This is a genomic window from Pseudomonas sp. BIC9C, from assembly GCF_034541995.1.
Lineage (GTDB): Bacteria > Pseudomonadota > Gammaproteobacteria > Pseudomonadales > Pseudomonadaceae > Aquipseudomonas > Aquipseudomonas fluorescens_CC.
The window spans coordinates 817,744-843,804 of record NZ_JAWDGM010000002.1 but is presented as its reverse complement, the minus strand read 5'-3'; the positions used below and the strand labels follow the sequence as shown (position 1 = coordinate 843,804).

20 protein-coding genes are annotated in these 26,061 nt (G+C 58.1%); 13 read left to right on the top strand and 7 right to left on the bottom strand.

Annotated elements, in window-relative coordinates; genetic code table 11:
* The first annotated feature begins 133 nt into the window (after positions 1-133).
* From RS887_RS13755 to RS887_RS13725, 7 genes are all read left to right on the top strand, one after another.
* Complete coding sequence (locus tag RS887_RS13755) at positions 134-1,735, top strand: ABC transporter substrate-binding protein (protein WP_322615794.1); 1,602 nt, start codon at positions 134-136, stop codon at positions 1,733-1,735.
* A 175-nt stretch (positions 1,736-1,910) separates the two neighbouring features.
* Positions 1,911-3,344: an OprD family porin gene (locus tag RS887_RS13750; RefSeq protein WP_008018746.1), complete on the top strand. Its 1,434-nt coding sequence runs from the start codon at positions 1,911-1,913 to the stop codon at positions 3,342-3,344.
* Positions 3,345-3,422: 78 nt separating this feature from the next.
* Complete coding sequence (locus tag RS887_RS13745; RefSeq protein ID WP_322615793.1) at positions 3,423-5,018, top strand: ABC transporter substrate-binding protein; 1,596 nt, start codon at positions 3,423-3,425, stop codon at positions 5,016-5,018.
* Positions 5,019-5,091: 73 nt separating this feature from the next.
* Positions 5,092-6,102: an ABC transporter permease subunit gene (locus tag RS887_RS13740; protein WP_111280863.1), complete on the top strand. Its 1,011-nt coding sequence runs from the start codon at positions 5,092-5,094 to the stop codon at positions 6,100-6,102.
* A 10-nt stretch (positions 6,103-6,112) separates the two neighbouring features.
* Positions 6,113-7,024 (top strand): ABC transporter permease subunit, encoded by a 912-nt coding sequence (locus RS887_RS13735; RefSeq protein WP_322615792.1) that lies wholly within the window; start codon positions 6,113-6,115, stop codon positions 7,022-7,024.
* Positions 7,025-7,034: 10 nt separating this feature from the next.
* On the top strand, positions 7,035-8,003 hold the full coding sequence (locus RS887_RS13730; protein WP_007973051.1) for an ABC transporter ATP-binding protein: 969 nt from the start codon (positions 7,035-7,037) through the stop codon (positions 8,001-8,003).
* Positions 8,003-8,983, top strand: coding sequence for a peptide ABC transporter ATP-binding protein (locus RS887_RS13725; RefSeq protein ID WP_322615791.1), 981 nt, complete (start codon positions 8,003-8,005; stop codon positions 8,981-8,983). Before RS887_RS13730 ends, RS887_RS13725 begins: the two co-directional genes overlap by 1 nt.
* 120 nt (positions 8,984-9,103) lie before the next feature.
* Here the strand turns inward: RS887_RS13725 and RS887_RS13720 are convergent, their stop codons facing one another.
* The 3 genes from RS887_RS13720 to RS887_RS13710 all read right to left on the bottom strand — a co-directional run bounded on the left by RS887_RS13720 (position 9,104) and on the right by RS887_RS13710 (position 12,537).
* Positions 9,104-9,361: a hypothetical protein gene (locus RS887_RS13720; protein WP_322615790.1), complete on the bottom strand. Its 258-nt coding sequence runs from the start codon at positions 9,359-9,361 to the stop codon at positions 9,104-9,106.
* A 154-nt stretch (positions 9,362-9,515) separates the two neighbouring features.
* Complete coding sequence (locus RS887_RS13715; protein ID WP_322615789.1) at positions 9,516-10,751, bottom strand: MFS transporter; 1,236 nt, start codon at positions 10,749-10,751, stop codon at positions 9,516-9,518.
* 202 nt (positions 10,752-10,953) lie between these two features.
* Positions 10,954-12,537, bottom strand: a complete 1,584-nt coding sequence (locus RS887_RS13710) for a peptide chain release factor 3 (protein WP_322615788.1) — start codon at positions 12,535-12,537, stop codon at positions 10,954-10,956.
* Between the two features lie 469 nt (positions 12,538-13,006).
* Here RS887_RS13710 and RS887_RS13705 point away from each other — a divergent pair, with 469 nt between their 5' ends.
* The 5 genes from RS887_RS13705 (at position 13,007) to RS887_RS13685 (ending at position 18,267) form a co-directional block, all read left to right on the top strand.
* On the top strand, positions 13,007-13,696 hold the full coding sequence (locus RS887_RS13705; protein ID WP_322615925.1) for an ABC transporter permease: 690 nt from the start codon (positions 13,007-13,009) through the stop codon (positions 13,694-13,696).
* A gap of 21 nt (positions 13,697-13,717) precedes the next feature.
* Entirely contained in the window at positions 13,718-14,611 is an 894-nt protein-coding gene (locus RS887_RS13700) for a glycine betaine ABC transporter substrate-binding protein (protein ID WP_322615787.1), read from the top strand.
* A 13-nt stretch (positions 14,612-14,624) separates the two neighbouring features.
* Positions 14,625-15,278 (top strand): ABC transporter permease, encoded by a 654-nt coding sequence (locus tag RS887_RS13695; RefSeq protein WP_322615786.1) that lies wholly within the window; start codon positions 14,625-14,627, stop codon positions 15,276-15,278.
* Positions 15,275-16,432: an ABC transporter ATP-binding protein gene (locus tag RS887_RS13690; RefSeq protein WP_322615785.1), complete on the top strand. Its 1,158-nt coding sequence runs from the start codon at positions 15,275-15,277 to the stop codon at positions 16,430-16,432. The genes RS887_RS13695 and RS887_RS13690 overlap by 4 nt, the downstream gene beginning before the upstream one ends.
* Before the next feature lie 671 nt (positions 16,433-17,103).
* Positions 17,104-18,267: a type III PLP-dependent enzyme gene (locus RS887_RS13685; protein WP_085718663.1), complete on the top strand. Its 1,164-nt coding sequence runs from the start codon at positions 17,104-17,106 to the stop codon at positions 18,265-18,267.
* 47 nt (positions 18,268-18,314) lie between these two features.
* Here the strand turns inward: RS887_RS13685 and RS887_RS13680 are convergent, their stop codons facing one another.
* The 4 genes from RS887_RS13680 to RS887_RS13665 form a co-directional block, all read right to left on the bottom strand.
* Positions 18,315-19,211: a hypothetical protein gene (locus tag RS887_RS13680; RefSeq protein WP_322615784.1), complete on the bottom strand. Its 897-nt coding sequence runs from the start codon at positions 19,209-19,211 to the stop codon at positions 18,315-18,317.
* A 124-nt stretch (positions 19,212-19,335) separates the two neighbouring features.
* Positions 19,336-21,600 carry an alpha-xenorhabdolysin family binary toxin subunit A gene (locus tag RS887_RS13675; RefSeq protein WP_322615783.1) on the bottom strand — a complete coding sequence of 755 codons (2,265 nt, stop codon included), beginning with the start codon at positions 21,598-21,600 and terminating at the stop codon, positions 19,336-19,338.
* A 233-nt stretch (positions 21,601-21,833) separates the two neighbouring features.
* The gene (locus tag RS887_RS13670) at positions 21,834-22,586 is read right to left on the bottom strand and encodes a tetratricopeptide repeat protein (protein WP_416339960.1); all 753 of its coding nucleotides are present in this window, start codon (positions 22,584-22,586) and stop codon (positions 21,834-21,836) included.
* Positions 22,587-23,267 carry a Fe2+-dependent dioxygenase gene (locus tag RS887_RS13665; protein ID WP_085718660.1) on the bottom strand — a complete coding sequence of 227 codons (681 nt, stop codon included), beginning with the start codon at positions 23,265-23,267 and terminating at the stop codon, positions 22,587-22,589.
* 207 nt (positions 23,268-23,474) lie between these two features.
* On the opposite strand from RS887_RS13665, the gene RS887_RS13660 reads away from it, so the two are divergent.
* Positions 23,475-25,811 carry a TonB-dependent siderophore receptor gene (locus RS887_RS13660; RefSeq protein ID WP_322615782.1) on the top strand — a complete coding sequence of 779 codons (2,337 nt, stop codon included), beginning with the start codon at positions 23,475-23,477 and terminating at the stop codon, positions 25,809-25,811.
* The last annotated feature ends 250 nt before the right edge of the window (positions 25,812-26,061 follow it).

The following is a 26,061-nucleotide window of genomic DNA, read 5'->3' as shown; positions in this document are numbered from 1 at the left end:
CCTTCGGGATCCGACCAGTGCCTGCGTGGGTCATCGGTTACTGCCGCTTGCATGGCTTGAAATCAGTGATGCCTCTACGTCTGCGGACGGGACGGCGGCTCATTGACAACACTTTGAGAGAAAAGGGAGCGTTATGCGCCATACCTTGGTTTTATCCGCATTGCTGGGCACCGGCCTGTTGGCCGCCACTTCCATCAGCCAGGCCGCCAACAACAGCCTGGTGTTCTGTTCCGAAGGCAGCCCCGCCGGTTTCGATACGGCGCAGTACACCACTGCGACCGACAACGACGCCGCCGAGCCGCTGTACAACCGGTTGGCAGAATTTGAGAAAGGCGCGACCAACGTCGTACCGGGCCTGGCCACGAGCTGGGATATTTCCGAGGACGGCCTCAAGTACACCTTCCACCTGCGCGAAGGGGTGAAGTTTCATACCACCAAATATTTCACGCCAACCCGTGATTTCAATGCCGATGACGTGCTGTTCACATTCAATCGCATGCTCGACCCGCAACAACCTTTCCGTAAGGCTTATCCGACAGAGTTTCCGTACTTCAACGGGATGAGCCTGAACAAGAACATCGCCAAGGTCGAAAAGACCGGGCCGCTGACCGTGGTCATGACGCTCAACAGCGTGGACGCCGCGTTCATCCAGAACATCGCCATGAGCTTCGCCGCCATCCTTTCGGCCGAATACGCCGACAAGCTGCTGGCGCAAGGCAAACCGAGCGACATCAACCAGAAACCGATCGGCACCGGGCCGTTCGTGTTCAAGAGCTACCAGAAAGACTCGAACATCCGTTACACCGGCAACAAGCAGTACTGGGACCCGAGCCGGGTCAAGCTCGACAACCTGATTTTCGCCATCAACACCGACGCCTCGGTGCGCGTGCAGAAACTCAAGGCCAACGAGTGCCAGATCACCCTGCATCCGCGCCCTGCCGATGTGACCGCGCTGAAGAACGACCCGGCCCTGCAACTGATCGAGAAGCCTGGTTTCAACCTCGGCTACATCGCCTACAACGTGCGCCATAAGCCATTCGACCAGCTCGAAGTGCGTCAGGCGCTGGACATGGCGGTGAACAAGCAAGGCATTCTCAATGCCGTTTACCAGGGCGCGGGGCAACTGGCGGTCAACGCCATGCCGCCGACCCAATGGTCCTACGACGACACGATCAAGGACGCCGCCTACAACCCGGAAAAAGCCCGGGAATTGCTCAAGGCTGCCGGCGTCAAGGAAGGCACCGAAATCACCCTCTGGGCCATGCCGGTCCAGCGTCCGTACAATCCCAACGCCAAGTTGATGGCCGAGATGCTCCAGGCTGACTGGGCGAAGATCGGCCTCAAGGTCAAGATCGTCAGCTATGAGTGGGGCGAGTACATCAAGCGCACCAAGAATGGCGAGCACGATATCAGCCTGATCGGCTGGACCGGTGACAATGGTGATCCGGACAACTGGCTGGGCACGCTCTACAGCTGCGACGCCATTGGCGGCAACAACTACTCGATGTGGTGTGATCCGGCTTACGACAAGCTGATCAAACAGGCCAAGGTCGTCACCGACCGAGACCAGCGCACCCAGCTCTACAAACAGGCGCAGCAGTTGCTCAAACAGCAAGTGCCGATCACGCCAGTCGCCCACTCAACGGTCAACCAGCCGCTGAGCGCCAAAATCGAAGGGTTCAAAGTGAGCCCGTTCGGCCGCAATGTGTTCTCGGGTGTCAGCATAGAAAAATAACCGATTAGCCAGAAATGCCAGGGGGCGGATTTTCCGCCCTCACGCAGACGCTTTGCCGTCTTTCGCCAATTTGGCTGACAGCAAACGTTTGCGATGCCGTGAATGAGTTCTAAACCAATAGCCGGATCACAAAAAAATAGACCGGTATAAAAAAAGAAAGTAAGGAGCTTTACCCATGAAACTGAGCAGCACCGCGTTATTGGCCTTGGCCATCAGCAGCGTAACCGCTACGGCTTACGCAGAAACCCAAAGCCAGGCTTTCACCCCGGTTACCGTGAACGAAAAAAGCGCCCAGAGCGAAGCCACCGGCTTTGTCGAAGGCCAGTCGATCACCGGCACCACGCGTAACTGGTACGCCAACGAGCAACTGCAACGCGGCGCCAAGTTCGCCTACAAGAAGGACGGCGTTTCGACCCCGACCGATCGCCGGATCAACTGGGTCCAGGGCACCATCCTCAAGTACAACTCGGGCTTCACCGAAGGCACTGTCGGTTTCAGCACTGAAGTGGCGGCCTACAACGCGATCGCCCTGGATCGTGACCGCAAGGACCTGGCATCCAACAACGGTGGCGCACCGGGCACTCGTCCAGGCGCGGGCAACAACCGTACCCTGACCAAGGAAGGCGGCGACGCTCAAGGCCAGTGGAGCAAACTGGGCCTGGCCAACGTCAAGGCCCGTGTCTCCAACACCACCCTGACCGCCGGCCGCATGAACTTCAGCAGCCCGATGGTCGACGTGATCGGCAACCGTGCACTGCCTTCGAGCTTCGAAGGTCTGGCCATCCACAGCGAAGAGCTGAACAACCTGGCCTTCGACCTGGCCACCTTCGACCGCAACTCACCGCGTACCGAAGAAAGTCAGCGTAAATTCCGCACCGAATACGCCAACGGCATCGTCGAAACCGACCACGTCTACACCGGCGGCATCACCTACAACCCGCTCGCCAGCCTGACCACCAGCCTCTGGGCGACCCAGGCTGAAGACATCTGGAACCAGTACTACTTCGGCGCCTCTCATGTACTGGGCGACAGCCAGGTACTGAGCCTGACCACCGGCCTGAACTACTACAAAACCAAGGAAACCGGTAAAGCCCTGATCGGCGATATCGACAACGACACCTACTCGCTGTCGTTCGGCCTGACCCACCAGGCCCACACCCTGACCTTCTCGTACCAGGAAGTGAACGGTAACGAGTACTTCGACTACCTGCACGAAACCAACGGCATCTACCTGGCCAACTCCCTGCTGTCGGACTTCAACGGCCCGAACGAAAAATCGTTCCAGGTTGCCTACGGTCTGAACATGGCCGAATACGGCGTACCAGGCCTGAAGTTCAACATCTACCAGGCTCGCGGCTGGGGCATCGACGGTACTCACTACACCGGCAACGGCGGCGTGGCAGGCAAGGGTTACGACGGCATCCAGGCCCAGGATGGCGAAACCCATTATGAATATGGCATCGGCGCGACCTACGCCGTGCAGAGCGGCCCGCTCAAGGCCACCACGATCCGCGGCACCTACACCGCTCACCGTGCCAGCGAAAACCAGGCTGACGGCAGCATCAACGAGTTCCGTCTCGTGACCACGGTTCCGTTCAACATCCTGTAATACCGCTGCCGAACGGTTGGTTCAGCGATGAATCGGCCGTTCGGCTTTTGTCCTTTAACTGATTGCAGAGGGTTCTTGATGAAAATGCTTCCCCTACGTGCGGCCATCGCGGCTGCTTTGCTCAGTGTCGCTGTCGGCGTCTCGGCCAAACCCCTGGTGGTTTGCACCGAAGCCAGCCCCGAAGGCTTCGACATGGTCCAGTACACGACTGCAGTCACCGCCGATGCCGTGGCCGAAACCATCTTCAATCGCCTGGCGGACTTCAAGCCCGGTACCACCGAAGTGATTCCGGCGCTGGCCGAATCCTGGGACATCAGCGAAGACGGCCTGAGCTACACCTTCCACCTGCGTAAAGGCGTCAAGTTCCACACCACCGAATACTTCAAGCCGACCCGCGACATGAACGCCGACGACGTGGTCTGGAGCTTCCAGCGTCAGCTGGACCCGAATCATCCGTGGCACAAGCTGTCGAGCGTAGGCTTCCCGTACTTTGAAAGCATGGGTTTCAAAGAGCTGCTCAAGAGCGTAGAGAAAGTCGACGACAACACGGTCAAGTTCACCCTGACCCGTCGCGAAGCGCCATTCCTGGCCGACATCGCCATGGCCTTCTCCTCGATCTACCCGGCCGAATACGCCGACCAGCTGCTCAAGGCCAACAAGACTGGCGACCTGAACAGCAAGCCGATCGGCACCGGCCCATTTATCTTCCAGCGTTACAACAAGGATGCCCAGGTTCGTTTCAAGGCCAACCCGGACTACTTCCGCGGCAAGCCACCGGCCGACTCGCTGATCCTGGCCATCGCGACCGACAACAACGTGCGCCTGCAGAAGCTCAAGGCCAACGAATGCCAGGTCGCGCTGTATCCGAAGCCGGATGACATCCCGAGCATCAAGAAAGACCAGAAGCTGAAGGTCGATGAACTCAATGCCATGACCGTTTCGTATATCGCCATGAACACCCAGCACAAGTACATGAGCGACGTGCGCGTGCGCAAAGCCATCGACATCGCCTTCGACAAAGAAGCCTATGTCAACGCGCTGTTCGGTAAGGGCAATGCCACCGTGGGCGTCAACCCGTTCCCGGATACCCTGCTGGGCTTTAACCACAGCCTGAAAAACCCGCCCCGCGACCTGGACAAGGCTCGCGCCCTGCTCAAGGAAGCCGGCGTACCGGAAGGCACCACGTTCACCCTGTTCACCCGCAACGGTGGCGGTCCGACCAACCCGAACCCGATGCTCGGCGCGCAGATGATGCAAGCCGACCTGGCCAAGGTCGGGATCAAGATCGACATCCGCGTGATGGAATGGGGCGAAATGCTCAAACGCGCCAAAAACGGCGAGCACGACATGGTTTCCGCCGGATGGGCGGGCGATAACGGCGACCCGGATAACTTCCTGACGCCTATGCTCAGTTGTGAGGCGGCCAAGAACGGAGAAAACTACGCCCGCTGGTGCAGTGACAAGTTCCAGGCGCTGATCGACCAGGCCCGGGAAAAAACCGATCCGGCCGAGCGTGCAGCGCTCTACGAGCAGGCCCAGGTTGTTTTCAACCAGGACCAGCCATGGATCAGCATGGCGCACACCAGAATGTTCACCGCAATGCGCAACAACGTAGAGGGCTATAACATTAGCCCTCTCACCACGAATAACTTCGCCACCACCCAGGTGAAGTAGATAAGAAAACTCCCGGCATGCCTGACCCAGGCATGCCGGGCACGCCTAATCGGCTGATGAGGTACACCTTACGATGTTTAGTTTTATTGCCCGCCGACTGGGGTTACTGATCCCCACGTTTTTCGGCATCACCTTGCTGACATTCGCGTTGATTCGCATGATCCCTGGCGACCCTGTGGAAGTCATGATGGGCGAACGCAGAGTCGACCCGGAAATGCACGCTCAGGCAATGGAACGCCTAGGTCTGAACAAACCCCTGTATGCCCAGTACCTGGATTACATCGGCAAACTGGCCCATGGCGACCTCGGTGAATCCCTGCGAACCCGTGAAAGCGTCTGGTCCGAGTTCAGCTCTCTCTTCCCCGCGACCCTGGAACTGGCCACGGCCGCCATGTTGTTCGCCGGCATCCTGGGCCTTCTGGCCGGGGTGATCGCGGCACTCAAGCGAGGGTCCCTGTTCGACCATGGGGTAATGGGTGTCTCCCTGGCGGGATACTCGATGCCAATCTTCTGGTGGGGCCTGATCCTGATCATGTTCTTCTCGGTGAGCCTGGGCTGGACCCCGGTGTCCGGGCGGATCGACCTGCTCTACGACATCGAGCCACGCACCGGTTTCATGCTGATCGACACGCTGCTGGCCGATGACGTCAGTGCGTTCCTCGATGCCCTGCACCACCTGATCCTGCCGGCCATCGTGCTGGGTACCATCCCGCTGGCGGTGATTGCGCGGATGACCCGCTCTTCGATGCTCGAAGTGTTGCGTGAAGACTACATTCGCACCGCCAAGGCCAAGGGCCTGTCGCCGTCGCGTGTGGTGTTCGTGCACGGTCTGCGTAATGCGCTGATTCCAGTACTGACGGTAGTCGGCCTGCAAGTCGGCACCCTGCTGGCCGGTGCGGTCCTGACCGAAACCATCTTCTCGTGGCCCGGCATCGGCAAATGGCTGATCGAAGCCATTGGCGCCCGGGACTATCCCGTCGTGCAAAACGGCATCCTGTTAATCGCCTGCCTGGTGATTGTGGTCAACTTCGTAGTGGACATCCTCTACGGCTTTGCCAACCCACGCATCCGTCATCAGCGCTGAGATCATGACCATGACCACTCCAATTCCATCGGTAGCAGTCGATCAAAGCCTGCTGTACCCGTCCCCGTACAAAGAATTCTGGCAAGCGTTCTCCAAAAACAAAGGTGCCGTCGCCGGCCTGATGTTCATGCTGCTGGTGATTTTCTGCGCCATTTTCGCGCCGTGGGTTGTGCCTCACGACCCGAGCGAGCAATTCCGTGACTTCCTGCTGACCCCGCCAGCCTGGCTGGAAGGTGGGCAGATCCAGTTCCTGCTCGGCACTGACGAACTGGGTCGCGACCTGCTGTCACGCCTGATCACTGGCTCGCGCCTGTCCTTGATGATCGGCTTGTCGTCGGTTGTCATGTCGCTGATTCCGGGGATCCTGCTGGGTCTGTTCGCCGGGTTCTTCCCGCGCGTGCTCGGCCCGACCATCATGCGTCTGATGGACATCATGCTGGCCCTGCCGTCCCTGCTGCTGGCCGTGGCGATCGTCGCCATCCTCGGCCCTGGCCTGATCAACACCGTGATCGCCATCGCCGTGGTATCCCTGCCGTCCTACGTTCGCCTGACCCGCGCCGCGGTAATGGGTGAACTGAACCGCGACTACGTGACCGCCGCGCGCCTGGCCGGCGCCGGCCTGCCACGCCTGATGTTCGTCACCGTGCTGCCCAACTGCATGGCGCCGCTGATCGTTCAGGCCACCCTGAGCTTCTCTTCGGCGATCCTCGATGCCGCCGCACTGGGCTTCCTCGGCCTTGGCGTACAACCGCCAACCCCTGAGTGGGGCACCATGCTGGCTTCGGCCCGCGACTACATCGAACGCGCCTGGTGGGTGGTGAGCCTGCCTGGTTTGACCATTTTGCTCAGCGTGCTGGCAATCAACCTGATGGGCGACGGCCTGCGCGATGCGCTGGACCCGAAACTCAAGAACGCCGCCTGAGGAGATTCCCATGTCACTGTTAGAAATCAAGAATCTCAACGTTCGCTTCGGCGACAAAAACGCCACGCCAGTGGTCGATGGCCTCGACCTGAAAGTGGACAAGGGCGAAGTGCTGGCCATCGTTGGTGAGTCCGGTTCCGGCAAATCCGTGACCATGATGGCGCTGATGGGGCTGATCGAGCATCCAGGCATCGTCACCGCCGACTCGCTCAGCTTTGACGGCAAGGACATGCTCAAGCTCAACAATCGCCAGCGTCGGCAGATCGTCGGTAAAGACCTGTCCATGGTCTTCCAGGATCCGATGACCGCGCTGAACCCGAGCTACACCGTCGGTTTCCAGATCGAAGAAGTACTGCGCCTGCACCTGAAAATGTCCGGCAAGGCTGCCCGCAAGCGTGCCATCGAACTGCTGGAAAAAGTTGAAATCCCGGGTGCCGCCAGCCGTATGGACGCCTACCCGCATCAACTGTCCGGTGGTATGAGCCAGCGTGTCGCGATTGCCATGGCGATTGCCGGCGAGCCGAAACTGCTGATCGCCGACGAACCGACCACGGCACTGGACGTGACGATTCAGGCACAGATCATGGACCTGCTGCTGGCGTTGCAGAAAGAGCAGAACATGGGCCTGGTACTGATCACCCACGACCTCGCCGTCGTGGCCGAAACCGCCCAGCGCGTGTGCGTGATGTACGCCGGCCAGGCGGTCGAAGTCGGTCAGGTGCCGCAACTGTTCGACATTCCGGCACACCCGTACAGTGAAGCGCTGCTCAAGGCAATTCCGGAACACAGCCTGGGTGCCTCGCGCCTGTCGACCCTGCCGGGTATCGTTCCCGGGCGCTACGACCGTCCGCAGGGTTGCCTGCTGTCGCCACGCTGCCCTTACGTGAAAGACAACTGCCGTCAACAACGTCCGGCACTTGACCAGAAAAGCAACAGCCTCGCTCGCTGCTTCTACCCGCTGAACCAGGAGGTGGCGTAATGGCCGTCGTTCTTACCGCCCGCGACCTGACCCGTCACTACGAGGTGTCCCGAGGCCTGTTCAAGGGGCACGCCACCGTGCGCGCCCTCAACGGCGTATCGTTCGAACTGGAAGCCGGCAAGACCCTCGCCGTCGTCGGTGAATCGGGCTGCGGCAAATCCACCCTGGCTCGTGCCCTGACCCTGATCGAAGAGCCGTCCTCCGGCTCCTTGAAAATTGCCGGGCAAGAAGTCGCCGGTGCCGACAAGGCCCAGCGCAAACAACTGCGCAAAGACGTGCAGATGGTGTTCCAGAGCCCTTACGCCTCGTTGAACCCACGGCAGAAAGTCGGTGATCAGCTGGCTGAGCCGCTGCTGATCAACACCAACCTGAGCGCAGCGGAACGCCGTGAGAAAGTCCAGGCGATGATGAAGCAGGTGGGCTTGCGTCCCGAGCACTACCAGCGTTATCCGCACATGTTCTCCGGCGGTCAGCGCCAGCGGATCGCCCTGGCCCGCGCAATGATGCTGCAACCGAAAGTGCTGGTGGCGGACGAGCCGACATCGGCACTGGACGTGTCGATCCAGGCACAGGTGCTCAACCTGTTCATGGATTTGCAGCAAGAGTTCAACACCGCCTATGTGTTCATTTCCCACAACCTGGCGGTGGTGCAACACGTTGCCGATGACGTGATGGTGATGTACCTCGGTCGCCCGGTCGAAATAGGTCCGAAGAACGACATCTACGAACGTCCTCTGCACCCTTACACCCAGGCACTGTTGTCGGCCACGCCGACGATTCACCCGGACCCGAACAAGCCTAAAATCAAGATCGTCGGCGAGTTGCCCAACCCGCTGAACCCGCCGTCCGGCTGCGCGTTCCACAAGCGCTGCCCGTACGCCACCGAGCGCTGCAGCACCGAAGAGCCGGCCCTGCGCCTGCTCGACAGACGCCAGGTGGCTTGCCACTACGCCGAGCAATTCCTCGACGGCGCGGCATAAAAAACTGAGGGAGCGAGCTTGCTCGCTCCCTCAGGGATTCACGGATTAACCCAACCCCTTCCACTTCGATTGCGCATCAGTCGAGGCAGAAGGGGTTTTCTTTTGCCTGCCATTGTGCGTTCAGGTCTGGCTGTCGCCTTCTTCTTCATCGGATTCCGGCTCGTCAGTGGTCGAGTCATCGCCGTTGTCAGTACCACCCTGCCCCTGATCGCCCGGCTCGGACTCGGACTTGGCGAGCATCAATCCGCCATGTCCCACCTGTCCGCTGAATGCCTGAATATCGTGATCCTCACATTCGGCCCAGGCCGTTGCGGTGCCGAGGGACAGCATCACCATCACTTTCAACAGCAGTAAAACGCGTAGCAACCTGTTTTTCATGATCGATTCCATCCTCTTCAGGTGAACCCTAGTGCCTGGCTGGCGCTCTGTGAAATCTAGTTCCGATCAGCCGGGTTCACCAGACAGGACGCTGATCAATGCACGGAAATGCCGTCGGGGAACAGACCGCTTTCGAATAAACCCCATAACCGAATCAGCTAAGCGAAGTGGGCTTGCCGGTTTGCAGCAGCTGTTTGTCCAGTGCACGCGAACGGGTGGCCAGATAGATAGGCGGCACAGACATCAGCGCCAGCGCGGCGCTGACCCGCCACACACTATGACCGCCGAACTGCCCGTAGAGCTGACCGCTCATCACCGGCGACAGCAGTGCGCTCGCGCTCCAGGCCATGAAAAACAAACCAAAGTACTGACCGCTCTTGCCGCTTTGCGCATGCTGCATGACCAGCACGTTCAGCGGCGGCATGAACAGCGCTTCGCCCAAAGTCCAGACCACCGTCGACAGGCACGCGTAAAACAGCCCGGAGCCCAACGGCAACATGCCGAGCCCGACTGCCAGCAGCACGCAACCGGCGATCAAAGGCCGACGCGAACCCCAGCGTTCGCCCCAGTGCGACATCGGAATTTGCAGCGCCACCACCAGTATTGCGTTGATTGCGAACTGCCAGCCGATGGCCTCGGTGCTCAAGCGATAGTAATCACGCAGATAATTGCCGAGCGTGCTGTAGACCGTGTCGAACGCCATACCGAGCAGGACGGTCGCACCCAGCAGCCAGAGGAACGGTTGGTCGCGATACGGCAACCCGGAACCCGCCTGGGCGGTAACCGCTTCGTCCGGAATCAGAACCGGTCGCCGCCATGTCGTGCGAACAAACCAGAGCAGTGCCAGCAGTGTCAGCGCCGCACTGATGAAGAACACCCAACGAAAATCCGTCTGCGCCAGCACCCCGCCCGCCACCCCGGCGGCGGCCATCCCGAGGTTACGGGCGATACGACTCAAGGCCTGCGCACGCGGGCGCTGAGCAACCTCGCAATATTCCATGATCAAGCGCTGGTGCAGCGTGCGGATCGCACCATCAACGGTGCCGCTGAGCAGCAACAACCCGGCCAGCAACGGCACCTGCGTGACCAGCCCGAGCAACAGCAGCACCCACACCGAGACGAAGAACAGCGCAGCGGTCAGCCGCCCCGTGGGCACATGGTCGCTGAGCAGTCCGCCCAACATCGAACCGATCAACAAACCACCGCCGTACGCCGCTAACAGCCAGCCAACGGTCTCGATCGCCAATCCCAATTCCTGACGCAGATACAGCGCCATGAACAGCTTGACCATGCTGCTCAGGCGATTGATGAACAGCAACGCCGCCAGCACCCAGGCCATCAGGCTGAAATAGCCGTTCGGGCGAAGCAGATGGGCGAGGTGGCGTGTCATTCCATTGATCCTTCATGCGTGAACTTCGAACACTAGACGCCCAGGCGTCGGTTGTCCCGGGCAAAAACGCTGCAAGCGCAAAACCAGAGCCGAAAGGGAAAAATCCTACAACACCAGACTCCTGTAGGGGGCACGCTGTGGCGGGCAATAAAAAGCCCCCGAGGCTTACGCATCGAGGGCTTTTGGTAGAAAAGTTCAGCGCTTAATGGTGCTCACGGGTCGCGCGGAATTTCACGTCCGGCCAGCGCTCTTCCATCAACGCCAGGTTGACCCGCGTCGGCGCGAGGTAGGTCAGGTGACCGCCGCCGTCCAATGCCAGGTTTTCCACAGCCTTGTTGGAGAACTCCTCAAGCTTCTTCTTGTCGCTGCATTCGATCCAGCGCGCGGAATAAACGGTGATCGGCTCGTAGGAGCACTCGACCTTGTATTCCTCTTTCAGGCGGCTGGCGACCACATCGAACTGCAGCACACCGACGGCGCCGAGGATGATGTCGTTGCTGCGCTCCGGGAAGAACACCTGGGTCGCGCCTTCTTCGGCCAGTTGCTGCAGGCCCTGGCGCAGTTGCTTGGATTTCAGCGGATCACGCAGGCGTACGCGACGGAACAGTTCCGGGGCGAAGTGCGGGATGCCGGTGAAGCCCAGGACTTCGCCTTCGCTGAAGGTGTCGCCGATCTGGATGGTGCCGTGGTTGTGCAAACCGATGATGTCGCCGGCGAAGGCTTCTTCCAGTTGCTCACGCTCGGAGGAGAAGAAGGTCAGGGCGTCGCCGATCCGCACGTCCTTGCCGGTACGCACGTGACGCATCTTCATGCCTTTTTCGTACTTGCCGGAGCAAATGCGCATGAAGGCGATGCGGTCGCGGTGTTTCGGGTCCATGTTCGCCTGGATCTTGAAGATGAAGCCCGAGAACTTCTCTTCCACCGGCTCCACGGTGCGTTCGTTGGCGACCCGCGCCAGCGGGCGCGGCGCCCAATCGACGACAGCATCAAGAACGTGGTCGACACCAAAGTTGCCCAGTGCCGTACCGAAGAACACCGGGGTCAGTTGACCGTCGAGGAACTCCTGCTGGTTGAACTCGTGGCAAGCGCCTTGAACCAGTTCCAACTGTTCGAGGAAACGCTCGTACTCGTCGCCCAGGTGCGCGCGGGCTTCGTCGGAGTCGAGTTTCTCGATGATCCTGGTTTCGGTGCGTTCGTGACCGTGACCGGCGGTGTAGACAATGATGTAGTCGTCGGCCAGGTGGTACACGCCTTTGAAATCGCGGTAGCAACCAATCGGCCAGGTGATCGGCGCCGCCTTGATCTTCAGAACGGCTTCGATCTCGTCGAGCAGTTCGATCGGGTCGCGGATGTCACGGTCGAGTTTGTTGATGAAGCTGACGATCGGCGTGTCACGCAGACGGCAGACGTCCATCAGCGCGATGGTACGAGGCTCAACACCTTTACCGCCGTCGAGAACCATCAAGGCCGAGTCCACCGCGGTCAGGGTGCGGTAGGTATCTTCGGAGAAGTCTTCGTGGCCCGGGGTGTCGAGCAGGTTGATCATGTGTTCGCGATACGGGAACTGCATGACCGACGTGGTAATGGAAATACCCCGTTGTTTCTCCATCTCCATCCAGTCGGATGTCGCATGGCGGTCGGATTTACGGGATTTCACCGTACCGGCCACCGCAATCGCCTTGCCCATCAACAGGAGCTTTTCGGTGATGGTGGTTTTACCGGCATCGGGGTGGGAAATAATGGCGAAAGTGCGGCGTTTCGCGACTTCGGCGGCCTGGTTGGTCATGGGAAATCGCCTGGCAGGTGATTCAAAAAAGGGCGCAGATTATAGCCCAAGTTGATCGAAGAACCGAACCGTTGAGCACATTAGGGGCGGCCTAATGCTCCCCCGGATGGGAACCTTTTAAAGCACGGAGACGTCCACTCCCCCGTAACGACCACTCGTCGGGGGCCTGAAACACCTGCAATTCAGCCTGACGAGGCTGTGCTCATGGCTCGAAAAGCCGTACGGATTCGCCTGTAGGAGCGAGCTCGCTCGCGATGGACGCCAACGATAACGCTGGGTATCTGAATGCAAGCGTTGCCTGGACGTTTTTCGCGAGCAAGCTAGCTCCTACACGGGAACGCGTTCGGCACATGAAGAGCTGCTTCTCGCGAACGTTGCCCGGCAGCCAATGATGGCCTGCCACACGGGACTGCGTTCGCCGACCAAAAAAAGGAGTCCGCCTGTGGCTATCCGCTATGGCAAAGGGCTGATGGGAGGCGCGCTGGTAATCGCCCTCCTGGCCCTGCTGGTCCACTGGATCGGCATCAACACGATCGAACACTACCGCGACGATTTGTTGTTTTACCTGCAAGCTCATCTGATTCTCGTCCTCGCTTCAATGCTGGCCGCCCTTGTCGTGGGCCTCCCCGCCGGCATCCTCCTGAGCCGCCCGACCATGGTCGGCCGCGCCGAACGCTTCATGCAGATCTTTAACATCGGCAACACCGTGCCACCGCTGGCCGTGCTCGCGATTGCCCTGGGCATTCTCGGCATCGGCAGTGGGCCGGCGATCTTCGCTTTATTCCTCGCTTCATTGCTGCCGATTGTGCGCAACACCTATGAAGGCCTGAAAAACGTTCAGGGCTCGCTCAAGGAAGCGGCTGTCGGCATCGGCATGACCCCGCGCCAGGTGTTGTGGAAAGTCGAACTGCCCAATGCCGTGCCGATCATCGTCGGTGGCGTGCGGGTGGCGCTGGCGATCAACGTCGGCACCGCACCACTGGCGTTCCTGATCGGCGCCAACAGCCTCGGCAGCCTGATCTTCCCCGGCATCGCCCTGAACAATCAGCCGCAACTGCTGCTCGGCGCCGCGTGTACCGCGCTGCTGGCCCTGCTGCTCGATGGCGTGGTCACCCTCGCCAGCCTTCTCTGGCTGGAGCGCGGTTTGCGCCCGTATTAACGCCTCGGCAAAGGAATATTCATGAAGACATCAAGCTTTTTACTAGGCTGCGTCCTGCTGTTCGCAGGATTTGCCCAAGCCGCAGACAAACCGCTGATCCGCATCGGCGCCCGGGTGTTCACCGAACAGACCCTGCTGGCGGAAATCACTTCGCAATACCTGGGCAGCAAAGGTTACGACGCCCAGATCACCGGCGGCCTGGGCAGTAATCTCGCCCGCAGCGCCCACGAAAGCGGGCAACTGGACATGCTCTGGGAATACACCGGCGTATCGCTGGTGGCCTACAACCATGTCTCTGAAAAACTCGACAGCGAACAGTCCTACGCCCGGGTCAAAGAACTCGACGCGAAAAAAGGCCTGGTCTGGCTGACTCCGTCGAAATTCAGCAACACCTACGCCCTGGCCCTGCCGAAAAACGTCGTTGACGAATACCCGCAGATCAACAGCATCAGCGATCTGAACAAAGTGCTACGTGACGAAGCCAGGACCAATCACCTGGTGGCGCTGGACACCGAGTTCGCCAACCGCTCCGACGGTCTGGACGGCATGGTCAAGCTGTACGGCATGAACCTGACGCGCAAGAACATCCGGCAGATGGACGCGGGCCTCGTCTATACAGCGCTGCGCAACGGGCAAGTGTTCGCTGGCCTGGTCTACACCACTGACGGTCGTCTCAATGCTTTCGGCCTGAAACTGCTGGAAGACGACATGCATTACTTCCCGGACTACACCGCCGCACCGGTGGTGCGTCAGGCGTACCTGGATACACATCCGAAACTCGCCGAACAACTCCAGCCGCTGGCCGAACTGTTCGACGACGAAACCATGCGCCAGATCAACGCCCGGGTCGATGTCGATCACGAACACCCAGCTGCCGGGGCCGCTTATTTCCTGCGTCAACATCCACTGAACTAAAGGAGGAAAAGTCATGGAATTGCTGAACGCCTTTTCCCACTTCGACTGGCAACAGGTGATGCACCTGACCTGGCAGCACATCACCCTGGTTGGCATTGCCGTCAGCCTGGCGATCCTCACCGGCGTGCCGCTGGGCATATTGATGACGCGTTTCCCGAGTCTCGCCGGTCCATTGCAGGCCTGCGCCACGGTACTGCTGACCGTGCCGTCGATTGCGCTGTTCGGCCTGCTGTTGCCGTTCTATTCGAAATTCGGCCAGGGTCTCGGGCCGATGCCGGCGATCACCGCCGTGTTCCTTTATTCACTGTTGCCGATCATGCGCAACACCTATCTGGCCCTCACCGGCGTCGAGCCGGGCATCCGCGAAGCCGCGCGCGGCATCGGCATGACCTTCGGCCAGCGCCTGCGCATGGTCGAACTGCCCATCGCCGTGCCAGTGATCCTCGCCGGGGTGCGCACCGCCGTGGTGATGAACATCGGCGTAATGACCATCGCCGCGACCATCGGTGCCAGCGGCCTCGGCGTACTCATCCTCGCGTCCATCAGCCGCAGCGACATGTCGATGCTGATCGTCGGTGCGCTGCTGGTCAGTCTCCTGGCGATCTTCGCCGACTTGTTTTTGCAATGGCTGCAACGCTCGTTGACTCCAAAAGGACTCCTGAAATGATCGAACTTCAAAACCTCGGCAAAACCTTCCAAAGCAATGGCAAAGACATTAAGGCCGTGGACTCGGTGAGCCTGACCGTCAATGAAGGCGAAATCTGCGTGTTCCTCGGGCCATCAGGTTGCGGCAAAAGCACCACGCTGAAGATGATCAACCGCCTGATCAAACCCACCTCGGGCAAGATCCTGATCAATGGCGAAGACACCACCGGCCTCGACGAGGTGACGCTGCGGCGCAACATCGGCTACGTGATCCAGCAGATCGGCCTGTTCCCGAACATGACCATCGAAGAGAACATAGTGGTCGTGCCGAAGCTGCTCGGCTGGAACAAACAGAAATGCCACGACCGCGCGCGCGAGTTGATGAGCATGATCAAGCTCGAACCCAAGCAATACCTGCATCGTTATCCACGGGAATTGTCCGGCGGTCAGCAACAGCGGATCGGCGTGATTCGCGCGCTGGCGGCGGATGCGCCGCTGTTGCTGATGGACGAACCGTTCGGTGCGGTCGACCCGATCAACCGCGAATTGATCCAGAACGAGTTCTTCGAAATGCAGCGGGCGCTGAACAAGACCGTGATCATGGTCAGCCATGACATCGACGAGGCGATCAAGCTCGGCGACAAGATCGCGATTTTCCGCGCCGGAAAGCTGTTGCAGATCGACCACCCGGACACGCTGCTCGCGCATCCGATGGATGAGTTTGTCAGCCACTTCGTCGGCCAGGACAGCACCCTCAAGCGCTTGCTGCTGGTAAAAGCCGAAGACGCGGCGGACAACGCGCCCTCCGTCAGCCCGCAGACCACTGTCGCCGAAGCGCTGGAGCTGATGGATGAGCATGACCGGCGTTATGTGGTGGTCACCTGCGCCGAGAACAAAGCCCTGGGTTACGTACGCCGCCGCGACCTGCATCGTCAGACCGGTGCCTGCGCGCAGTACTTGCGCGAGTTCAACGCTACGGCGGCGTACGATGAACATTTGCGCATCCTGTTGTCGCGCATGTACGAGTTCAATCGTGCTTGGTTGCCGGTGATGGATGCCGAGCGGGTATTTTTGGGCGAGGTGACGCAGGAGTCGATAGCGGCTTATTTGAGCTCCGGTCGCTCGCGAGGGATGAAGACCAATATCGTCTCGCCAGCCGAGGCGGTGGTCGCCTGACAGCTAACTTTACCCGGTAAAAATACAAAACCTGTGGGAGCGAGCTTGCTCGCGATGGCGTCATTTCAGGCAACTACGATGCTGGCCGTGAAAATGTCATCGCGAGCAAGCTCGCTCCCACAGGTTCTGTGCGATTTTCCAGTAATTCACAGGCCGGAAAAAAATATCAACAGTAGCGTCTGCAAAAGCTATCCGGAAACACGCTCTGAAATAGTCAAATCCCCTCTCAACAGACCTTTTCGCCGCCAACGTCGCCCATATTGACGCCATCGTACTTATCCACAACTTGGCGCACAAAAGCGTCGAACGTGCAGGTATTTTTAACACTTGAAAATTATCGGGGAACATCTTCCCGTCATCTCGGTCGGCTACAAAGAGTGATGTCCGCAACGCACGTCAGAAGAGTGCGAAAACGCGACATTTTTAGTTGATCTCAGGCCCCTCACGCCCTAAAGTTCGCGCCGAACGTCCATGCTGGAAACGATCCATCCGGCTCAAGTACTGACGACGAGACAGCAAGGCCAAGGGCGCAGCGCTCCCATGGCCTTTTTGCTTTCGGCGACATGCCTTGGGAAGTAGGCGAACCAAAGTGGGGATACGGAGGACGTTCACTAGGGCTGATTGCCCTTACACCCATTGTTACCGATGTTTGCCAGTAGGAGTCCCAACGTATGTCGATCCAGGTCGAAGACTATTTCGCGCGCGAAACCTTTCAGAAAATGAAGGCGTTCGCCGACAAGCAGGAAACCCCGTTCGTGGTGATCGACACCGCGATGATTGCCCAGGCCTATGACGACCTGCGCGCCGGTTTCGAATTCGCCAAGGTCTACTACGCGGTCAAGGCCAACCCGGCCGTCGAGATCATCGACCTGCTCAAGGAAAAAGGCTCCAGCTTCGACATCGCCTCGATCTACGAGCTGGACAAAGTGCTGAGCCGTGGCGTCAGCGCCGACCACATCAGCTACGGCAACACCATCAAGAAATCCAAGGACATCCGTTACTTCTACGACAAGGGCGTGCGCCTGTTCGCCACCGACTCCGAAGCCGACCTGCGCAACATCGCCAAGGCGGCACCGGGTGCAAAAGTCTACGTACGTATCCTGACCGAAGGCTCGACCACTGCCGACTGGCCACTGTCGCGCAAATTCGGCTGCCAGACCGACATGGCCATGGACCTGCTGATCCTCGCCCGTGACCTGGGCCTGGTGCCTTACGGCATTTCGTTCCACGTTGGCTCGCAGCAGCGCGACATCAGCGTCTGGGACGCAGCCATCGCCAAGGTCAAAGTGATCTTCGAACGCCTGAAAGAAGAAGACGGCATTCACCTCAAGCTGATCAACATGGGCGGCGGCTTCCCGGCCAACTACATCACCCGCACCAACAGCCTGGAAACCTACGCCGAGGAAATCATCCGCTTCCTGAAAGAAGACTTCGGTGATGACTTGCCGGAAATCATCCTGGAGCCGGGCCGTTCGTTGATCGCCAACGCCGGCATCCTGGTCAGTGAAGTAGTACTGGTCGCGCGTAAATCCCGTACCGCGGTAGAGCGTTGGGTGTACACGGATGTGGGCAAGTTCTCCGGCCTGATCGAAACCATGGACGAAGCCATCAAGTTCCCGATCTGGACAGAGAAAAAGGGCGAGATGGAAGAAGTGGTCATCGCCGGCCCGACCTGCGACAGCGCCGACATCATGTACGAAAACTACAAGTACGGCCTGCCACTGAACCTGGCCATCGGTGATCGCCTGTACTGGCTGTCGACCGGTGCGTACACCACCAGCTACAGCGCTGTTGAGTTCAATGGCTTTCCGCCGCTAAAGTCCTTCTACGTGTAAACCACACGCACAAATCAAAAAGCCCATGACATGTCATGGGCTTTTTTTTAGAGCACTTCGGCCATTTGCACCAATTGCCTGGACATGGCTTCGACTTCACCGAGCGAGTCCGTGAGCAACGGCAGCGAAGCCTTGGCACGTGCCATCGTCTGATGGCCGTGATGGGTTTGAAGCGTTCGCCTCGCCTCATCCAGCATATACACCCACCGGAAACAGAAGTCGCCGAGATTGCTCGCTGCCACACTGGCGCGCCGGTGAAGATTGAACAACTGCCCGATATGCGCTCGGGCGAACGCCTGTCGTTGTTCTTCCGAGTACCATTGTTCTGGATCATAGCCCATACCCGGTAGACCGACTCGACCCAAAACGTAGTAGGCCTCGATCTTGGGGATTGGACCGTCGCAACTGCACAGAGGCATCGTCAGCGATTCGATAAAGCGAACAAAAATGCCATGGATCGATTCAGCGAGATTTGTCACTTGCGCTTTGAAATCCGACACAGCATGTTGGCAAGAACCCAACCGAGCATCGAGTTCGCGCAGAACATCAATCACATCAGCACAAGGGGCATTTCCCCAACCGACAGATCTCACAACAGTGAACTGTTGCGGATCAATCACGGAAATTGCCAATCGTCGATTCTGAGCGACGGAGACAATGGCCTGAAACTCGCTGATAAAACTGCTCATGTCGTGCAATATCCGAGCGGATGTGTTGCCCAACAAAGGTATGGTGACGCCGATCGCGTGCCAGCATTGTGCGTTGGCGAGCGCGACCTGAATCAATGCCGGAGCATTGGGTGGAGGCAACAGGGTATGCCCGGCTCGAGCCATGCCATCGGAAAATCGTTTGATTTCCTCCAGCGCCTCGGGCAATTCTTTCAAAAAATCAACGTATTGTTTTAAGGCAGTAAAATTCTTTTCTGCCAATAAATAATCAAGCATCTGTGGTTTCCTCAAACATGGCAAACCATCAATGGCCAACAGCCAGATATCGTTTGGCTAACCGTGTTAACCGGTGTGCAATGGCACCTCGATTAACACGGATCGATGGTGTGCTCAGCCCAACCTAGATGTTAGGGACTGAAACAGGAGCAAGGAATGCAATGAACAAATTCGCTTGCGCTTTGAACGTGGCGCTGCGAACGTCATCATCGGTAAAGGTACCCTTGTCGGTAGCGGCCAAGTACTGTTGAAAAGCGCTAATCGCGGGACTGTAATTCGCTACGTAGATTTTGCGATGCTCTTCAATCGAGTGAATGGCTTGCAGGTATTTGATCTTGCCGGCCGAGGCACTGACGACGTCGTTTTGAAGATTGATTTCGCCGTCGAGTGCTGCGATTTTCTCTTTCAGCTTGTCGCTTTCACTAACCATATCCAGGAAACGAATACCTTCGCCAATATCACCGATGGTCTTTTTGAGCTGATCGATAGCGAACATTACCAATGCGACTTGCGTCGGTGTCAGGCCCAGCGCCACCACCTTATCGACAGTCAGTGCGATATTTTTGCCAAGCTCCTCGATGCCGTTCTTATCCAGAGTCTCGATAGCCTCGATAACAGGCTTGCGCTCTTCCTTGACAGCCTCCAATTTCCCCTTCAGAACGACGATTTCCGCTTTTGCTTGCACTTCATCACGTTCAAAGTCGGTGATGTAACCCAGCGTCAAACGCGTGTCGAACGTATCACTGATTTCTTTCAGGCAATTGCGAACCTGAGTGGCTTGCCGGCCAATCGCGTCAGCAACCTGATCCAATAGCTCTTGGCGTTCAGCTTTGAGAGCTTCGATCTCCTGGACGTCGTTTTCCTCTTCGAGCCCTTTTTCGAGCCCGTTCAGACGCCGCAGACTGACTTCCAACTCATTACTGCTATTAAGCGCCGCCGATTGCAGGTCCATGGCGCCCTTACCGACGCCTTGGACGAGTCGATTGAAGCGGTCAAACAGATCGGGCAGGTAATCCAGCTTTACCCGCCATACATGCGCCTGCGTGCGCTGCTCGCTCATCCGTGAATGACTATCCCTCAACGCAGCCAGGTCGAGTGCCGGATAGGTTTGTTCAAGCGATGCGGTGTATGCCATCGCACGCAATGTTTTTCCGTAATTGCGCTCGTATTCTTCGTCCGCCTCTTTGAAAACATCAATCAGCTTGTCCGAATCCAATTTAATCTGTTCCCATGGACCAACCACTTCTTCAAACTCAGTCATGAAAATCCTGAGACTCAATGCGTCATTGATACGACCTACCGCGCTCTGAGAGTTCTTGATGCATAGATACAGAACGCTCCAGACATGCATCAGGTTCTGCGTGGCGATATCGGCGTCGACCGCGACAATCTCCAGACTTTGCAGATCATGCTTGACCCGCGCCAGCGATCCCAGGGTCTGGTTCATGTTTGCAAGAGTCTGAATGTCGTTTTCTTGTTGGGCGTACAGTTCGTTGCGCCGGGCGCGGATGTTTTCCGCTTCCACTCCCATGTAAATGGCCATCGCCAATCCGACAATATTCATTCCGGCAGCCGCTTTCAGGGCTTCTTGAACAGCGGCCTTGTATTCTGTGTTTTTGATGTCGATTTCTTTTGCACGCTCATCGATCACGACTTTCAGCTTCTTAATATCTTCCGCCAATGAGCTATTTCCAATCAGACCGACTCTCAGTTTTATATCTGGTAAGACGTACTCACGCAGATCATAACCAAACAGATCAAGATCTTTCTTGATACCTCCAACCGTTTGCAGGTTGAATTCGATTTTTTCAAAGATCTGCTTCAGGTAATAATCAAGATCACTGATGGTGTCATCTTCCAGTTCAATGCCGGGAAATTTGTCACCCAGTTCAAGCTCAAGTTGCTTCAACTGTTCCAGCGTCTTAATGTTGCGCTCATCCAAAATTCCGGAGGCTTTTAGATCGAGGTAGACCTTTTTCATAGCAGCGCCATAGGTCAACATGCTGCCGGCAAAACCCCTGAGATCAGTCCCGGTCAGCATGATCTGCTCACGCAGTGGCGACCATCGTTTGGCATGTTTTCGGGTATTCAAAAAAGTGGTCAGGAAGTCTTCAGGCTTCAGTCCCGGGCCACCATCCTGACCTGCACCAAAGTGCAAATAGTCCCTGACATCGTCCAGGGTATAGGGCAACGCCAGGCCTGCTGCCTCGTATTTGCGCAAATCGATTATTTGTTTCTTGGTCAGCAATAACCCCGAGTCACGGCTGGATCCATCAAGCTTTCCGGCAGAACCGTCAGAAAACAGTTTTGGTGCGTCAATGGCAAACTTTACCACTTCTTCTGGCGCTGCCTCTTTTAACGCATCTCCCCACAAAACATCACTAGACATAATTACTCCATTAATTAGTCAACAAATAAAACCTCAAAGAGAGCAAAGACCAGAACAGCCTTAAGCCTCGAACATAGACTATTCAAGAAAACAAAAATCTCAAAATGTTAACTTGATTCAAAATGTATTCACTTAATCAAAATAGCGAATCAACATTGCGAGCCGTAAATAACCAGACTTAACGGCATGTCCAACCAAGCTGAAACTATGCAACAGAAACATTTAAAGAGTTTTTAACAACTGCAACACGACCTTTGTTGATATTCTTCGGCCAACGCCTGAACACGTGGGTCTGTCGCACTCATCAATGTCTGGGCCGCCACCTTCAGAAACGCAAGATTTCCGCCCAGCATCGCGCGGCGATACCATGCCAGACACTCCTCGATCCTAGTCTGGTCAGCCAGGATACTGGCGTAACTGAACTGGCCACGAAAATCCCCGGCTTCAGCGGAGCGGCGATACCACTCGTGCGCGGCCACGGTATCGACCGAACAGCCCGAACCCTCCTCCAGGCACCGCCCTAACAGGTTCATCGATTTGGCGTGGCCCAGTTCAGCGGCACGGCGATAGAGATTCAGCGCTTGCACCTGATCCTCGATCACCCCGCGTCCGGTAGCTAACAGATTGGCGTAGTTGTACATCGCCCAATCCAGTCCGGCTTCAGCGGCGACACGGTAATGCCTCGCGGCAATCGTCGCATCGGCGGTACAACCCCAACCATGTTCATGACAACGACCGAGCATGTTGCGCGCCATCAGATGCCCACGCCGGGCGGCAATCTCGAACCAGCGCACGGCCAGCGGCTGATCCTGTTCGATACCCTGCCCGTCCAGCAGGATTTGCCCCAGCATGGCCTGAGCATCGACAGCACCTTCGCGGGCGACCAGCAGAATCGCCTGTGCTGCCCGCGCGGGGCTTTCGAGGAGCATCGATTTGAGGCTATCGCCGTCGAGGACTTCCTCGCGGCGCAAACGAAAGTCCGCCACTTACACCTCGACCCAGCGGCGCAACAGGTTGTGGTAAGTGCCGGTGAGGCGGATCAGCGAAGGATGATCCGGCATGTCGTGGGTCAGTTGCTGGATTGCCCCGTCCATCTCGAACAATAGGGCGCGCTGGCTGTCTTCACGCACCAGGCTTTGGGTCCAGAAAAACGAGGCGAGTCGCGTTCCGCGCGTCACCGCGTTGACCTTGTGCAGGCTGGTGCCTGGGTACAGCACCATGTCGCCGGCCGGCAGCTTCACTCGCTGAGTGCCGAAGGTGTCCTGGATTTCCAACTCGCCGCCGTCGTAATCCTCGGGCTCGCTGAAGAACAGCGTGGCAGACAAATCCGTACGCACCCGCTCGATGCTGCCTTTTGGTTGACGCACCGCGTTGTCGATGTGGAAGTCGAAACTGCCACCGGCGGTGTAACAGTTCACCAACGGAGGAAAGACTTTGTGCGGCAGTGCAGCCGACATGAACAGCGGGTTTTTCCACAGCCGTTCCAGCATCGCTGCGCCGATCTCCTTGGCCAGCGGATGCCCTTCGGGCAGCTGCAAGTTGTGCTTGGCCTTGGCCGACTGGTAGCCGGCAGTGATCTTGCCATCAGCCCAATCGGCTTGTTCCAGAGCTTCGCGGATGCGCTGCACCTCGTCTTTTTCGAACAGGCCGGGAATGTGCAGCAGCATGACAAAGGCACCTGAAAACAAAGGAACGCCAATGGTATTGATTCTTATTGCCCGTGTAAAACACATCTGACGAATGAGTCAGCAAAAACCGTAAGGTTAAATTGTAAAGAATGTAAATTCAGTGCGAATAGTAATGTTTCGCAATTGTTACGAATACCTGTTTACCCTATATTCCGCGGCCTCAAATCCTTGGGGAGGGGAATCCAGATGTCACGTCAACAACCACAAGTACCGGTCAGTTCACCACGTTTGCTCGCATCAGCCATCGGCATGGCGATTACCGCTGGCTCCGCGGGCCACATGGTTTTCGCGGCGGAAAAAACCAACGAAAAAGCACCGGACAATGTGATTTCCCTGGGCGCCACCGCCATCACCGGCGAAGCCCATGACGAGACGACCTACAACGTCGAGAAAGCCTCCTCGCCCAAGTACACCGCGCCGCTGATCGACACGCCGCGCTCGGTGACCGTAGTTCCGCAACAAGTCTTGAAAGACACCGGTTCGCTCAACTTACAGGACGCACTGCGCACTGTTCCGGGCATCACCTTCGGCGCCGGTGAAGGCGGCAACCCGCAGGGCGACCGCCCGTTCATCCGCGGCTTCGACGCCCAGGGCGACACCTACCTGGACGGCGTGCGCGATACCGGTTCCCAGAGCCGCGAGATCTTCGCCGTTGAATCGATCGAAGTCAGCAAAGGCCCGAACTCCGCAATCGGCGGCCGTGGCGCTGCCGGCGGCAGCATCAACCTGGTGAGCAAGAAAGCACACCTGGGCAACTCGCTCGACGGTGGTTTCACCTGGGGCTCCGACCAGACCCAGCGCTACACCTTCGACGGCAACTACCAGTTCACCGACACCGCCGCGGGCCGTCTGAACCTGTTGAGCCACGAGAGCAACGTCGCCGGACGTGACAGCGTCAACTACGACCGTTGGGGTGTTGCGCCGTCCCTGGCCTTCGGCCTGGGCACCGACACCCGCGTCAACCTCGACTACTACCATCTCGAAAGCAACGACCTGCCGGACTCGGGCATTCCGTACAGCATCCCGACCGGAGGCTCGGCGGCGCGTACCAAAGCCAATCCCGACAAGCCGAACGATGGCGGCGACAGCAGCAACTTCTATGGCCTGAACGACCGCGACTTCCGCAAGACCCGCACCGACACGGCGACCGTCGCCATCGAGCACGACCTGAGCGACTCGCTGACCATCAAGAACACCCTGCGTCACGGCACCAGCATGCAGGATTACATCCTGACCCAGCCGGACGACAGCAAAGGCAACGTCAACAATGGCAGCGTCTGGCGCCGTGCGAACACCCGCGTGAGCAATACCGAAACCACCACCAACCAGACCGACCTGTTTGGTGATTTCTACATCGCCGGGTTCAAGAACAGCTTCTCCACCGGTGTCGAATACACCCACGAGGAAAGCGAAAAGTCCTCGTACAACGTCAACACCGACACCACCCCGGGAACGGCAGCCGTGACCACCAACTGCTCGCCGGCACTGATCGGCGCGCCAAGCGGTTATAACTGCACCTCGCTGTCCAACCCGAACCCGAATGATCCGTGGAACGGTGCCATCTCGCGTAACTACGCCGGTACCAACACCAAGGCCGACACCTACGCGCTGTACGTGTTCGACACCCTGGAGTTGTCCGAGCAGTGGCTGGTGAACATGGGCCTGCGTTACGACCATTTCGATACCCAGTACCGCACTTTTGACGGTTCCGGCGCCACCGTCGTGACCAAAGGCACTGCAGCCAAAGGCAAGGACACCAGCGAATTCGTCACCGGTCAGTTCGGCGTGATCTACAAGCCAGCGGAAAACGGCAGCATCTATGCCTCCTACGCAACATCGGCCACCCCACCAGGCAACACCCTCGGTGAAGGCATGGACGGCAACCCGCTGGGCGGCACGACGGATCGCAACGGCAACCTGCTGAGCAGCGACATGGAGCCGGAAACCACCAAGAACTACGAAATCGGTACCAAGTGGGACCTGTTGAACGATCGTCTGTCCCTGACCGCCGATATCTTCCGCACCGAGAAAGAAAACGCTCGTGTGCAAACCAATACCACCACCTATGAAAACGTCGGCAAAACCCGGGTTCAAGGTATCGAACTGTCGGCCAGCGGCAAGCTCACCGACAAATGGCAAGTGTTCGCCGGTTACGCCTACATGGACAGCGAACAAGTCGACGGCGGCCCATTGGGCGCGGTCAACGACGGCAACCAGTTGCCTAACACGCCGGAAAACAGCGCCAGCCTGTGGACGACCTATCAGGTCACGCCGAAGCTGACCATCGGTGGTGGTGCGTTCTATGTCGATGACGTGTTCGGCAGTGTCGCCAACACCACCATGGTTGATTCCTACGTTCGTTACGACGCGATGGCGGCCTACAAGCTGAGCAAGAACGTCGACCTGCAACTGAACGTGCAGAACCTGACCGACGAAACCTACTACGACAAGGCATTCTCGACTCACTTCGCCAACCAGGCGGCCGGTCGTACCGCTTTGCTGAGCACCAACTTCCACTTCTGATGGAAATGTGACCAACAACCTACTGTAGGAGCGAGCCTGCTCGCGATAGACCGGAGAACGACGCGGGGTGTCAGGTTTTACGCGTCATCGTTGACGACCATCGCGAGCGAGTTCGCTCCTACAGGAGGGAGTGAAGGTTGAAATCAGCGGCGGCCCCGTTCATCCAGGTGAACGGGGCTTTCGTGTGTAAAAAAGAATGCTTCTCGACAACCCCACGGCATAATGCGCGCCGTGATGAACCAATTTGAAC

Coding starts and splice junctions, on each gene's coding strand:
- RS887_RS13755 (WP_322615794.1), top strand. CDS start 134: ATGCGCCATACCTTGGTTTTATCCGCATTGCTGGGCACCGGCCTGTTG.
- RS887_RS13715 (WP_322615789.1), bottom strand. CDS start 10,751: ATGACACGCCACCTCGCCCATCTGCTTCGCCCGAACGGCTATTTCAGC.
- RS887_RS13725 (WP_322615791.1), top strand. CDS start 8,003: ATGGCCGTCGTTCTTACCGCCCGCGACCTGACCCGTCACTACGAGGTG.
- RS887_RS13710 (WP_322615788.1), bottom strand. CDS start 12,537: ATGACCAACCAGGCCGCCGAAGTCGCGAAACGCCGCACTTTCGCCATT.
- RS887_RS13680 (WP_322615784.1), bottom strand. CDS start 19,211: ATGCTTGATTATTTATTGGCAGAAAAGAATTTTACTGCCTTAAAACAA.
- RS887_RS13665 (WP_085718660.1), bottom strand. CDS start 23,267: ATGCTGCTGCACATTCCCGGCCTGTTCGAAAAAGACGAGGTGCAGCGC.
- RS887_RS13685 (WP_085718663.1), top strand. CDS start 17,104: ATGTCGATCCAGGTCGAAGACTATTTCGCGCGCGAAACCTTTCAGAAA.
- RS887_RS13720 (WP_322615790.1), bottom strand. CDS start 9,361: ATGAAAAACAGGTTGCTACGCGTTTTACTGCTGTTGAAAGTGATGGTG.
- RS887_RS13660 (WP_322615782.1), top strand. CDS start 23,475: ATGTCACGTCAACAACCACAAGTACCGGTCAGTTCACCACGTTTGCTC.
- RS887_RS13695 (WP_322615786.1), top strand. CDS start 14,625: ATGGAATTGCTGAACGCCTTTTCCCACTTCGACTGGCAACAGGTGATG.
- RS887_RS13690 (WP_322615785.1), top strand. CDS start 15,275: ATGATCGAACTTCAAAACCTCGGCAAAACCTTCCAAAGCAATGGCAAA.
- RS887_RS13675 (WP_322615783.1), bottom strand. CDS start 21,600: ATGTCTAGTGATGTTTTGTGGGGAGATGCGTTAAAAGAGGCAGCGCCA.
- RS887_RS13745 (WP_322615793.1), top strand. CDS start 3,423: ATGAAAATGCTTCCCCTACGTGCGGCCATCGCGGCTGCTTTGCTCAGT.
- RS887_RS13730 (WP_007973051.1), top strand. CDS start 7,035: ATGTCACTGTTAGAAATCAAGAATCTCAACGTTCGCTTCGGCGACAAA.
- RS887_RS13705 (WP_322615925.1), top strand. CDS start 13,007: ATGGGAGGCGCGCTGGTAATCGCCCTCCTGGCCCTGCTGGTCCACTGG.
- RS887_RS13700 (WP_322615787.1), top strand. CDS start 13,718: ATGAAGACATCAAGCTTTTTACTAGGCTGCGTCCTGCTGTTCGCAGGA.
- RS887_RS13750 (WP_008018746.1), top strand. CDS start 1,911: ATGAAACTGAGCAGCACCGCGTTATTGGCCTTGGCCATCAGCAGCGTA.
- RS887_RS13740 (WP_111280863.1), top strand. CDS start 5,092: ATGTTTAGTTTTATTGCCCGCCGACTGGGGTTACTGATCCCCACGTTT.
- RS887_RS13735 (WP_322615792.1), top strand. CDS start 6,113: ATGACCACTCCAATTCCATCGGTAGCAGTCGATCAAAGCCTGCTGTAC.